At 67.5% G+C, this 11,541-nt stretch carries 10 protein-coding genes and 1 tRNA gene; 4 read left to right on the forward strand and 7 right to left on the reverse strand.

Annotated elements, in window-relative coordinates; all coding sequences use genetic code 11:
• A partial coding sequence (locus HMPREF3114_RS13700) for a methyl-accepting chemotaxis protein (protein WP_176746384.1) occupies nucleotides 1-1,900 on the reverse strand: 1,900 nt, incomplete at its 3' end.
• Nucleotides 1,901-2,083: 183 nt separating this feature from the next.
• On the opposite strand from HMPREF3114_RS13700, the gene HMPREF3114_RS13705 reads away from it, so the two are divergent.
• Both HMPREF3114_RS13705 and HMPREF3114_RS13710 read left to right on the forward strand, forming a co-directional pair.
• On the forward strand, nucleotides 2,084-2,539 hold the full coding sequence (locus HMPREF3114_RS13705; protein WP_065177851.1) for an Rrf2 family transcriptional regulator: 456 nt from the start codon (nucleotides 2,084-2,086) through the stop codon (nucleotides 2,537-2,539).
• Entirely contained in the window at nucleotides 2,529-3,434 is a 906-nt protein-coding gene (locus tag HMPREF3114_RS13710; RefSeq protein ID WP_070489925.1) for an NAD(P)/FAD-dependent oxidoreductase, read from the forward strand. Before HMPREF3114_RS13705 ends, HMPREF3114_RS13710 begins: the two co-directional genes overlap by 11 nt.
• Before the next feature lie 95 nt (nucleotides 3,435-3,529).
• Here the strand turns inward: HMPREF3114_RS13710 and HMPREF3114_RS13715 are convergent, their stop codons facing one another.
• The 4 genes from HMPREF3114_RS13715 to HMPREF3114_RS13730 form a co-directional block, all read right to left on the reverse strand.
• Nucleotides 3,530-4,750, reverse strand: coding sequence for an RtcB family protein (locus HMPREF3114_RS13715; RefSeq protein WP_070489926.1), 1,221 nt, complete (start codon nucleotides 4,748-4,750; stop codon nucleotides 3,530-3,532).
• Between the two features lie 56 nt (nucleotides 4,751-4,806).
• Complete coding sequence (locus HMPREF3114_RS13720; protein ID WP_070489927.1) at nucleotides 4,807-5,931, reverse strand: slipin family protein; 1,125 nt, start codon at nucleotides 5,929-5,931, stop codon at nucleotides 4,807-4,809.
• 356 nt (nucleotides 5,932-6,287) lie between these two features.
• Nucleotides 6,288-6,358, reverse strand: a tRNA-Gln gene (locus tag HMPREF3114_RS13725).
• A gap of 646 nt (nucleotides 6,359-7,004) precedes the next feature.
• The gene (locus HMPREF3114_RS13730; protein ID WP_053496774.1) at nucleotides 7,005-7,961 is read right to left on the reverse strand and encodes an aldo/keto reductase; all 957 of its coding nucleotides are present in this window, start codon (nucleotides 7,959-7,961) and stop codon (nucleotides 7,005-7,007) included.
• A gap of 168 nt (nucleotides 7,962-8,129) precedes the next feature.
• On the opposite strand from HMPREF3114_RS13730, the gene HMPREF3114_RS13735 reads away from it, so the two are divergent.
• Together HMPREF3114_RS13735 and HMPREF3114_RS13740 are read left to right on the forward strand one after the other, a co-directional pair.
• Complete coding sequence (locus tag HMPREF3114_RS13735; RefSeq protein ID WP_070489928.1) at nucleotides 8,130-8,987, forward strand: class I SAM-dependent methyltransferase; 858 nt, start codon at nucleotides 8,130-8,132, stop codon at nucleotides 8,985-8,987.
• A gap of 160 nt (nucleotides 8,988-9,147) precedes the next feature.
• On the forward strand, nucleotides 9,148-9,687 hold the full coding sequence (locus HMPREF3114_RS13740) for a pseudouridine synthase (RefSeq protein WP_053496776.1): 540 nt from the start codon (nucleotides 9,148-9,150) through the stop codon (nucleotides 9,685-9,687).
• Nucleotides 9,688-9,781: 94 nt separating this feature from the next.
• Here HMPREF3114_RS13740 and HMPREF3114_RS13745 read toward each other — a convergent pair whose 3' ends face one another.
• On the reverse strand, nucleotides 9,782-10,156 hold the full coding sequence (locus HMPREF3114_RS13745) for a hypothetical protein (protein ID WP_005420251.1): 375 nt from the start codon (nucleotides 10,154-10,156) through the stop codon (nucleotides 9,782-9,784).
• A gap of 211 nt (nucleotides 10,157-10,367) precedes the next feature.
• On the reverse strand, nucleotides 10,368-11,541 hold a 1,174-nt coding region (locus HMPREF3114_RS13750; RefSeq protein ID WP_305366809.1), incomplete at its 5' end, for an ATP-dependent helicase C-terminal domain-containing protein.

Below are 11,541 nucleotides of genomic sequence, written 5' to 3' on the forward strand. Positions count from 1 at the left end.
TCTCGGCCATGATGTCGGTCACGCGCTGCACCGATGCAACGATCTCGGCCATGGTGTCGCCTGCTTCGCGCACGCGCTGTGCGCCATGGCCAACCTGTTCCACCGACGCTTCGATCAGTGACTTGATCTCCTTCGCGGCCGCCGCCGAGCGCTGCGCCAGCGTGCGCACTTCGCTGGCGACAACCGCGAATCCGCGGCCCTGCTCACCGGCGCGTGCCGCTTCCACCGCAGCGTTCAGCGCCAGGATGTTGGTCTGGAACGCGATGCCATCGATCACGCTGATGATCTCGGCGATCTGCCGCGACGACGTTTCGATCGCACCCATGGTCGCCACCACCTGCCCGACCACGCTGCCACCGTGTGAGGCGACACTCTGTGCACCGATCGCCAGTTGGTTGGCCTGGCGCGCGTGCTCGGCATTCTGGCGCACGGTGGAGGTCAGCTCTTCCATGGATGCCGCGGTCTCTTCCAGATTGGCGGCCTGCTGTTCGGTGCGGCGCGACAGATCATTGTTGCCGGCGGCAATCTCTGCGGCAGCGGTATGGATGTTGCCGGAGGCATGCTTGATGTCGGTGACGATGGTTGCCAGCTGCGCGGCAGTGGTGTTGGCATCGCCGGCGATGCGCGCGAACACGCCCTGGAAATCGCCGTGCATGCGCGCGCCGAGCCGGCCGCCGGCGATGGCACGCAGCATGCTGGAGACCTCGCCCAGGTTCAGCTCGGTAGTCTGCATCAGGCGGTTGAGGCCCTCGACCATCGCATGGAAATCATGCTCGAAGCGCGCACTGTCGCCGCGCTGGCTGAAGTCACCGGCGGCCGCCGCCTCGGCCAGGCGGCGGATTTCGCCGTTGATCGCACCGAGGTTGTGCTTGACCGCATCCAGCGCTTCGGTGATCACTGCCTTCTCGCCGGGCAGGCGTTCCATGTCCTGGCTGAGGTCGCCGACGGCGTAGCGGCCCATGATCGAGATCGCGCGCATCTTCACCCGGATGTGCGCGTCGACCAGCGTGTTGCAGTCGGCCACCATGGTGCCGAACGCGCCGGGGAAGGCAGCGGCGTCCATGCGATGGCTGATGGTGCCGGCCTCGTGCGCCTGGGCCATCGCGGCCTGCGCATCCAGCACGCCGCGCAGCGTGGACTGCAACGCCTGCATCGCCTGGGCGAGGCGTCCGATCTCGTCGCGGCTGCGCACCTGCACCACGTGCTGCAGATCGCCGGCAGCCACTGCGCGTGCAGCGGCTTCCACCGCAAGTACCGGCTGCACGACGGCGCGCCGCAGCCACCAGGCCAGGCCGATCAGCAACAGCACCGCGGCCAGCACCGTCAGTGACGCGCACAGCAGCAGGGTCTGCCGCGCCTGCTGCGCACGTGCCGCCAGCGCCGCTTCGGCCACCTGCGTGGCATGCGCGCTCAGTGCATCCAGAGCGGTCGCCACCGCGCGATCCTTGCCGCGCACCAGGTTGTCGCCGGCGGCCGGATCGTAGCCGGCCGCGGCAAATGCCTGCAGCGCCGCGTGATAGTCCTGCTGCAGCTGCGCGTGAAGGCCAACGAACGCCTGGGCCAGTTCACGCGTGCGCGCGTCCGGGCTGGTCACCAGGCCCTTGGCCAGCCGTTTGACCAGGCGGCCTTCGTTGTCGAAAGCGTCCAGGTGGCGCTGACGCAACGCGTCGTCGTGGCCGCGGAGCAGCACGTTCTTCCATTCCTGCACCTGGCCACGGAACTCACGCTGCAGGCGTTCGGCGTCGCGGCTGTGCGTGACTTCGGGCGGAACCTCGGTGGACAACTTGAACCAGGCGGAGGCCAGGCCAGCCAGCGCGCACAGCAGGACCACGGCCAAGCCAACAGACACCGCGCCGAGCAGCTTGGACTGCAGGCGCGGAGCACGGACAGACGCATTCATGGGGAAGCACTCTCGGGAAGGGGCATTGCGGTATCGACCCGCCAAGCTCCCGCTGAAGTGCGACGTGAATCACATTAGCGTTTCGTTTAGTGATGTGAAGGATCTGTTTCATAGGACAAATGTGTCCGTATGGAACAAATGTGGACCCTGGACAGGGGATATAAATGTAACTATCGTAGTTACATGAAGACCGCGAACCCGCTCTCCGACGCCCTGCACGTGATGGCGCATCTGGTCGGCCAGGACGGCCCGCGCACCTCCGAGCAGCTGGCGTCCTGCCTGCCGACCCATCCGGTGGTGATCCGCCGCCTGCTGGCGCAGCTGCACAGGGCGGGCCTGGTTCGCAGCGCCCGTGGCCATGGCGGTGGCAGCCACCTGGCCCGCGATGCTGCAACGATCACCCTGCATGACATCTATCTGGCCGTGGGCGCACCACCGCTGGTGCAGGTCGGTGCCCGCGATTCCGGCGGCGGCTGCCCGATCCAGCAGCTGGTCAACAGCGCTTTGCTGGAGGGTGCACGCGAAGCACAGCGCCTGCTCGAACAGCGCCTGCGGGCGACCACACTGGACAAGCTCGGCGCCGACTTCGCCCGCCACCTCGCCCATCATCGCTCCCTGGAAGGTCACCATGAATCCTGATGTGCTCATCGTCGGCGGCAGTTATGCCGGCATTGCCGCGGGCCTGATCCTGGCCCGTGCCCGCCGCCCGGTCACCGTCATCGACGCCGGTTTGCCGCGCAATCGTTTCGCCAGCCATTCGCACGGGGTGCTGGGGCTGGATGGCATCAGCGGTGCCGAGCTGCTGAAGGCCGCGCGCCAGCAACTGCTGGACTACCCCAGCGTGCGCTGGGTGCATGCCGAGGCAGTGCAGGCCACCGCCGGCGCAGAGGGTGTGGAAGTGCGAACCGCCGACGGGCAGGTGCTCGCCGCGCGCAAGCTGCTGCTGGCAAGCGGTATCGCCGACCAGCTGCCGGAGCTGCCCGGGCTGGCCGAGCGCTGGGGCAGCACCGTGCTGCACTGCCCCTATTGCCACGGTTACGAAGTGGGCGGTGGCGCCATCGGGGTGCTTGGCGGGCATCCGATGTCCGCCAGCAAGGCGCCGCTGTTTGCCGACTGGGGCAATGTCACCTTCTTCAGCCAGGGCCTGCCGATCACCGATGAGGAACGGGCTGCCATGCAGCAGCGTGGCGTGCGGATCGAGACGTCGCCGGTGCTGGGCGTGCAGGGCGACCAGCCGACCTGGCTGGAAGTGGAGCTGGCCGATGGCCGCCGCATCGCCCAGCGTGCGCTGTTCGTGCCGGCCACCCAGGCGATGGCCACGCCGCTGGTGCAGCAGCTCGGCTGCGTGCTGGCCGAGAGCCCGTTGGGCGTGCTGATCGAGGTCGATGCGATGAAGCAGACCTCGGTGCCGAACGTGTATGCCGCAGGCGATGCGACCACGGTCGGCAACATCATGTTGGCCGCTGCCGAGGGCGTGCGGGCAGGTATCGGCGTGCACCACGCGCTGGTGGCCGAGGACAGCATGCCGCGCTGAATGTCCCGGGGTCAGATCCCTTTCGCAGAAAGGGATCTGACCCCCGACATGACGTGCTGCTCTGGTAGAGGCCGGCCTTGGCCGGCACCGCTCCATTACCCCTTCACGCACAACACCTGGCGCAGCGTGTGCACCACGTCGACCAGGTCCAGCTGCGCGGCCATCACATCGTCGATCGACTTGTACGCGGCCGGTGACTCGTCCAGCACGCCGCTGTCCTTGCGGCATTCCACATGCGCGGTAGCCTGGCGGTGCTGGGCCAGCGTGATCTGCTGGCGCGCGGCGCCACGGCTCATCACCCGGCCGGCACCGTGGCTGCAGCTGTTGAAGCTGTCCGCGTTGCCCTTGCCACGCACGATGTAACTGCGCGTGCCCATGCTGCCGGGAATAATGCCCAGCTCACCCTCGCGGGCACTGACGGCCCCCTTGCGCGTCACCAGCAGCTCCTGTCCGTGGTGCGTTTCCTTCTGCACGTAGTTGTGGTGGCAGTTCACTGCCATCGCCGCCAGCTGGAACTTCGGCAGCCGGTGGCGCATCTCGGCCAGCACGCGCGACATCATCGCCTCGCGGTTCTGCCGGGCGTAGTCCTGTGCCCACGACACGGCTTCGACGTAGTCATCGAACAGCGGCTCGCCTTCCATGAAGAACGCCAGGTCCTTGTCCGGCAGGTGGAAGCCCAGCACGCGCCGGGCCAGTTCCTCGCGCGCCTTCTCGATGAAGTAGGTACCGATCAGGTTGCCGGTACCGCGCGACCCGCTGTGCAGCATCACCCACACCGTATCCGTCTCGTCCAGGCACAGTTCGATGAAGTGGTTGCCGCCACCCAGCGTACCGAGCTGGCGGTCGAGCTTGTCGGTGCGGATCCTGCGGTGCCTGTCCTTGATCTTCTCCAGGCCGGCGGCCAGCCCGGACTGCACCAGCCGGGTATGGATGCTGTCGGGCATGCGCTGATGCTCGCCGCAGCGCCCGTTGCCGACCGGGATGCTGCGCTCGATGCTGTTGCGCAGCTGCCGCAGGTCATCGGGCAGGTCGTTGGCGCGCAGCGTGGTGCGCACGGCCGCCATGCCGCAGCCGATGTCGACGCCGACCGCCGCCGGGATGATTGCACCGCGGGTCGGGATCACCGAGCCGACGGTCGCGCCCTTGCCCAGGTGCACGTCCGGCATCACCGCCACCCACGGCCCGACGAACGGGATCGCGGCGATGTTGCGCAGCTGCTCATGCGCCTGCGCCTCCAGTGGCACGCCGTTGACCCAGCCCTTGATCGGCGTGCTGCCCTCGGCATGCAGCCATTGATAATTGTGTTGAGTGTCCATGTCTTCGTGTATGTCCTTGATGGGCCGGCGGCGCGTCCCTGCGCCACCGCGACCCCCTACCTGATCGTCACCAGCTGCTTCAGCACGCCGTCCAGGCCGCCGAACACGGTGAGCTTGTCGATCTTCTCGGTGACCTTCTCCAGCGCCTCCAGCTCCTTCAGGCGCATCAACACCGGGTTGTCCTCGATCAGCTTTGCGGTGTTGAGCTGCGAACGGGTGGCATTGGCCTCCTCGCGGCGGCGGATCACGCTGGCCTGGGCCTGCTTCTCGGCCAGCACCACGCCGTTGAGGATCTCCTTCATCTCGCCCGGCAGGATCACGTCCTTGATGCCCACGCCAAGCAGACGTACACCGTGGCCCTCGATCGCGGCCTGCACATGGGCGGCGATCTCACCGTCCAGTGCCGCCTTGTCACCCAGCAGCTCGTCCAGGCTGCGCGCGGCAATCGCCTGGCGCAGGCCGAACTGCAGCTGACGATAGATGAACTCATCAGCATTGCTGAGCGAGCGGTGTGCGCGCACCGGGTCGACCACCTGCACGGTCGCGGCCAGGTTCACCCGCAGGGTCACCTTGTCGCGGCTGAGCAGCTCCTGGCCGGATACGTCCAGCGAACGCGCACGCAGCTCCACACGCTCCACCGACACGTTGCCGTTGAAGTTCCAGAACGCGTGCAGGCCGGCGTCCAGGGTCTGCCGCAGCGTGCCATCGATGAACAGCAGGCCCACCGACTCGCTCGGCACGGTGCTGATCACCGCCACACGCGGCAGCACGCCCAGCTGGCCCAGCCGCTGCTGCACGTCCGCCGGAATGCGCGGCTCGTCACCCAGTGCCATCACGCGCACCTGGGTGTCGACAGAACCGCGCCAGTACAGGCGGCGGCAGCCCGGCGGCAGCACTTCATCGATGCGGCCGTTGCGCAGCACCAGGCCGACCTCGCTGGCGCCGACGTTGGCCAGCACGAAGTGCGTGTCCAACCGCGCGCCCAGTGCCTCGATCAGGCTGTCCTGGTCGCTGCCGGTGTAGGCCGTGCCCTTCGATGCAGTGTGGATGTCCACGTGCGGGCGGCCGCCGAACGGCGACAGGCGGTGCACGCCCGGCAGCAGGATCTGCTGGAAACGACGGTTGCGATACACCAGGCCGCGCTCGCCGTCGCCGATCACGACCTTGATGGTCCAGAACATGGGAGTCTCTCCTTGTATGGCTCTGGTGGTTCGACCCGTTGCAGATGAATCGCCATGACCCGGGTCGATCAGCTCGTGGCGAGACCGCCTGCACACCACGTGCAGGCAGCGGAAGAGGGCGGCCATCGGCGGACGGTCCGCGCGCGGAGCCTTCGGTGCACCGGCAGTGCTGCCATCGTCGTTCCCGGCAGGCAGCACCGGGGCGGAACGTGGCTGGCAGTGACGGCGGGCCGGGGCCCGGCGTGCGGTCCGTTGCCGTCCACGCCCCGCCCGAGGGCAGTGACCGTGGACGGCGACGATGGCCGCTGGGGCTTGCGCCCCGGGTGTTGCTTCAATTCATGACGTGACAGGTCATGTGGTTGGAGTGGGAGTCGAACCCACGACAGACGGAATCAGGATCCGTTGCTCTACCCGACTGAGCTATCCAGTGGTGAACCGCGCGGAATCGAACCGCGTGCCGGCGAACCGGCGCCTGCCTCCAGCAGGCGATCCAGGCGATGGCATGTCCGCGACCTCCGGCATACGCCACGGCAATGCCGCGCGCACCAGCCCGTGGTTGAAACGGGACCGTTGGTAGTCGAGGGTGCAGGCCACCGACATTATCGGCGAGCGATAATGTTTGGTTGCGATGCAGATAATGTCCAGGCGTTGCCATGCACGCGGAGAAAATCCTCCGGCACGGCAGAAAAACCTGGATCAGTGAGCGGCGGGTCGCCGCGCGGGGTGCAGTTCTGGCATCGCGGGTCCTTGTGCCGACGCAAACGAAAACGCCCCCGGGACTTGCGTTCCGAGGGCGTCGTCAGGCCTCGGAGATCGGGGTGGCCGATCTCCGCAGGGCGGGCATCAGGCCGTTGTCAGCTGGTCTTCCTTGCCGAACGCGCGCGCCGGCCCGTCCATGCGCAGGCATGGCAGCATTTTGGCGATGGCGACGGAATGCGCGTTCAAGGGAAGTCCAGTGGGTGTTGAAACGAGGTGCGCACGATAAACCACGATTTAGTCGCGCGCAACCATTTTTTTGAATTATTTTCTTCGATGTACCTGTCAGGCCGGCCAGCGGCCGGCACTACCGGGTCTCATGATTCCGCGCTGGCGGCATCCAGCTGCGCGACATCCTGCACGCTCAGCGATACGTTCGCTGCGGCCAGCAGGTCGTGCAGCTGTTCGACGCTGGTGGCGCTGACGATCGGCGCGGTGATCGACGGCCGCGCGATCTGCCAGGCCAGTGCGATCTGCGCGGCGCTGGCGCTGTGCTTGCTGGCTACGTCATCCAGCGCCTGCAGGATGCGCAGGCCGCGCGGGTTCAGATAGCGCTTCACTACCGTCTCGCCACGTGCCGGACTCTTGGCCGCATCGGCCGGCGTGCGGTACTTGCCGCTGAGGAAGCCACTGGCCAGCGCGTAGTAGCCGATCACGCCGATCTGCTCGCGCTGCACCAGCGGTTCCAGTTCCTTTTCGTAGCCGGCGCGGTCGTACAGGTTGTACTCCGGCTGCAGGGTTTCGTAACGCGGCAACTTGTAGTCGGTGGACACCTTCAGCGCATCGGCCAGGCGCGTGGCGCTGTAGTTGGAAGCACCGATCGCACGCACCTTGCCGGCCTCGATCAGGCGGCCGAACGCGGCCAGCGTGGCTTCCAGCGGCGTCGACTCGTCATCCTCGTGGGCCTGGTACAGATCGATCACGTCGGTCTGCAGCCGGCGCAGCGAATCCTCGACCGCCGCATTGATGTTGTCCGGGGTCAGGCCGGGGCGTTCGGCCCACTTCGCCACCTTGGTCGCCAGCACCACCTTGTCGCGCTTGCCGCTGCGGGCGAACCACTTGCCGATCAGCGTTTCCGATTCCCCGCCCGAATTGCCCGGCACCCAGGCCGAGTAAACGTCGGCGGTGTCGACCAGGTTGAAGCCGGCATCGACGAAGGCATCGAGCAGGGCGAAGCTGGCCTTCTCATCGGCGCTCCAGCCGAACACGTTGCCACCGAAGGCGAGCGGACGTACATGCAGGCCGGAACGGCCCAGTTCGCGGGTTGCCGTCATGGGCACGGACTCCTTGGGGAAGTGTTCCAGAATAGAACGCGATGTGTGACCGTGCTGCGGCGACGACCACAAAACAGTGTTCCGCGACGCGCACGCCGCTAACGTTTTGTGAACACCTGGGACGCTGCGACTGTTAGTCTCGCCGCATCTTCCGCTGGAGTCGTCCCGATGATGCCTGCTTCGTCCCTGCGTGGTTGCCGCCTGCTGCTTGCTTCGGCCCTGCTTGCTGCTGTTCCCGCGTTCGCCGCACCGGCCACGGTGGCACCGGCGAAGATCGAGGTCTTGCCGGCCATCGACGCGGCGGTAAAGGCGCCCACCCGCGATGCCAACAACGTCAAGCGCGATGGCTTCCGCCATCCGGCGCAGACGCTGTCATTCTTCAAGGTGGCACCGGAAAAGACCGTCATCGAGATCACCCCCGGCAACGGCTGGTACTCGGAGATCCTGGCGCCGCTGCTGCATGACAAGGGCCATTACGTCGCTGCGGTGGTCGATCCGATGGCGGTGCCCGAGGGTCGCGGCCGTGACTACCAGCAGCGCAGCCGCGACAGCCTGCAAAAGAAGTACGCCGGCGCGCCGGCACAGTTCGGCAGGACCGCCGTGGTCGCCTACGATCCGGCCAAGCCGGTGTTCGGCCCGGCCAATTCAGCCGACGTGGTGCTGACCTTCCGCAACGTGCACAACTGGCGCAAGGCCGGCCAGGCGCAGGGCATGTTCCAGGGCTTCTTCAACGTGCTCAAGCCGGGTGGCGTGCTGGGTGTGGTCGAGCATCGCGCCAAGGCCGACGTGGCCGACGACGATGACACCGGCTATGTCGGCCAGCAGCAGGTGATCGCAATGGCCGAGGCCGCCGGCTTCAAGCTGGACGCGCGCAGCGAGGTCAACGCCAACCCGCGCGACACCAAGGACCACCCCAATGGCGTGTGGACGCTGCCGCCGACAAACCAGCACGACAAGGCCGATGATGCGAAGTACCAGGCGATCGGTGAAAGCGACCGCATGACCCTGCGCTTCATCAAGCCGTAAGGGGGGCATGCGCTGACCCTGTAGAGCCGAGCCCACGCTCGGCTCATCGCGCGCAGCGCGACAGGGAACAACAGGAGCCGAGCATGGGCTCGGCTCTACAGGGACGTGGCGCGTGGCGAGGCGTGGGACAATGCCTTACCCGCCGCCCGCCGTGCCTGCAATGCTGATCGCCTTCAACAAGCCCTTCAACGTGCTCTGCCAGTTCACCGACCGCAGCGTGCCGCCGCGGCCGACCCTGGCCGGGTTCGGCCTGCCGCCGCGCGTGTATGCCGCCGGCCGCCTGGATCATGACAGCGAGGGCCTGCTGCTGCTGACCGACAACGGCACGCTGGCGCACAAGCTCACCGACCCCAGGCACAAGGCCGACAAGACCTACTGGGTGCAGGTGGAAGGCACGCCCGGTGACGAGCAGCTGCAACAGCTGCGCGATGGCGTTGTGCTCAACGATGGGCCGACCCTGCCGGCGAAGATCGAGCGCCTCGACCCAGCGCCGACGCTGTGGACGCGCGATCCGCCGGTACGTTTCCGCAAGACCGTGCCTGACAGCTGGCTGGCGATCACGATCCGCGAGGGCCGCAACCGCCAGGTGCGGCGGATGACTGCAGCGGTGAACCTGCCGACGCTGCGGCTGGTGCGGGTATCGATGGGGCCGTACCGGCTGGACGACCTGCAGCCGGGGCAGTGGCGGCAGATCGGTTGAAACAGAAAGGGCCGGAGGCCTTGCGGCGTCCGACCCTCATGCGGTGCCTCAGGGTCAGATCCCTTCCCGTGGAAGGGAGCCGACCCTGGCACATTCACGCGTCGCTGCCGATATCGCTGTGCTCGTCCACGACGGTGTCGTTGCGGCGGTCACGCGCGCTGATGCGCTGCGCCTGCCCATTCACCACGTGGCCATTGGCGGCCTTCTTCTTCTGCTGCTTGCGGTACAGCGCATAGCCGAGCAGGCCGACACCCACCGCAGCAGCGGCCACGGCCACTGCGGGATTGCGGCGCACGAACTTGGTCGCGGCCTTGCCGCCAGTCTTTACTGCGCCGATGGCGGCGCCGGTCTTGATCCAGTCCGCATTGCGCAGGCTGCCACCGGCGCTCTTCAGGCCATCGCCGGCGGTGTGGGCCAGCTCCAGGGCGCGCTCCAGAGCGCGGTCGGTGATTACGGTCAGCTTGCTCATGCGGGGGTCCTTTGCCTCGGGTCGAAGTCCAGTGTCGCGCGTTGCCCGTAAACGGTATGTCAGTCGGGGACGCACGTGGTGTGACTCTACCGCAGCCATTCAGGATCAGGCAGGGTGGGGGCGGATCCCTTTCTTTTGGGAAAGGGCTCTGACCCCGGCGCGGTGTATGGGGGCAGAGCCCACTGCGATGTAATGGGATCCGACCCCGCCCTCAGGTTCCGCGCGGCTTTGCCCGGTGCGTGGCCGTGGCTGTCCACGGATCATCCGGCCATGGATGGCGCGGGTAACGGCCCTTCATTTCCTTTTTCACTTCGGCGTAGGTGTTTTCCCAGAAGTTGCGCAGGTCCTGGGTGACCTGCAGCGGGCGGCCGCCGGGGGAGAGCAGGTGCAGGGTCAGCGGCACGCGGCCATCGGCGATGCGCGGCGTGTCGGCCAGGCCGAACAGTTCCTGCAGTTTCACCGCCAGCACCGGCGGCAGCGGATCACCACTCTCGCTGTCCAACGCGTAGGTGATCGGCCGCTCCAGCCCGGACGGCACGGTGATGCGGGTCGGCGCATTGCGCTCGACCAGCTGCCGTTGTGACCATTCCAGCGGCGACTTCAGTGCCTCGCCGAAACTGGCCTCATCCAGCGCGTCCAGGCGGCTCTTGCCGGCGAACGCGGGTTGCAGCCACTGCGTGAGATTGGCCAGCAGGGCCGCGTCGCTGCAGTCGGGCAGGTCCAGCTCCGGCATCCAGCGCCGCAGTGACTCGACGCGCGCCTGCCACTGGCGCAGGCCCTCGGTCCACGGCAGCGCCTGCAGACCGAGTTCAGCCACCGCGGCGGTCAGTGCCTGCGCGGCGTGCTGCGGATCGACCCGGCCGGCCGAGCGGCTGTCCAGCACGATGCGGTCGAAACGGGTCTCGCGCAGTGCCACCAGGGCGCGTCGCTCGCTGTCCCAGCGCACTACGTCTTCGGTGACGAAGCGATCCGGCCACGCCTTGCGCAGCCGATCCTCGTCCACCGGTGCGGCACGCAGCAGCAGTGCATCGCGTGCCTCGAAGCGCAGTTCGCTGGCCACCAGCCACGGCTCACCGCGCAGGTCGCTCAGCTCGTGCAGGCGCGCGCTGCGGCCATTGGCCAGCAGGTAGCGCAGAGGATCGCTGGGATGCTGGAAGCCAATTCGATCGGGGAAGGCATGAGCGAGCAGGTCGCCCAGCTCATGGGCCTCGATGCTGGCCGGCGGCGTGGCTTCGCAGCGCAGGCGGCGACGCCACTGCTTGGCGGCGGCATCGATCGCGGCCAGCCCGCTGCGGTTGGCATCGCCCGGTGTGCGGCCATTGCGGAACGCGGCCAGTGCGCGCCAGCGGGCCGCCAGGGCGTCGCCGCCCTGGCGCAACGGGTCG

Source organism: Stenotrophomonas sp. HMSC10F07, assembly GCF_001807895.1.
In the GTDB taxonomy this organism is placed as follows: Bacteria; Pseudomonadota; Gammaproteobacteria; order Xanthomonadales; family Xanthomonadaceae; genus Stenotrophomonas; species Stenotrophomonas sepilia.

Coding starts and splice junctions, on each gene's coding strand:
- HMPREF3114_RS13705 (WP_065177851.1), top strand. CDS start 2,084: ATGAAGACCGCGAACCCGCTCTCCGACGCCCTGCACGTGATGGCGCAT.
- HMPREF3114_RS13710 (WP_070489925.1), top strand. CDS start 2,529: ATGAATCCTGATGTGCTCATCGTCGGCGGCAGTTATGCCGGCATTGCC.
- HMPREF3114_RS13715 (WP_070489926.1), bottom strand. CDS start 4,750: ATGGACACTCAACACAATTATCAATGGCTGCATGCCGAGGGCAGCACG.
- HMPREF3114_RS13720 (WP_070489927.1), bottom strand. CDS start 5,931: ATGTTCTGGACCATCAAGGTCGTGATCGGCGACGGCGAGCGCGGCCTG.
- HMPREF3114_RS13730 (WP_053496774.1), bottom strand. CDS start 7,961: ATGACGGCAACCCGCGAACTGGGCCGTTCCGGCCTGCATGTACGTCCG.
- HMPREF3114_RS13735 (WP_070489928.1), top strand. CDS start 8,130: ATGATGCCTGCTTCGTCCCTGCGTGGTTGCCGCCTGCTGCTTGCTTCG.
- HMPREF3114_RS13740 (WP_053496776.1), top strand. CDS start 9,148: ATGCTGATCGCCTTCAACAAGCCCTTCAACGTGCTCTGCCAGTTCACC.
- HMPREF3114_RS13745 (WP_005420251.1), bottom strand. CDS start 10,156: ATGAGCAAGCTGACCGTAATCACCGACCGCGCTCTGGAGCGCGCCCTG.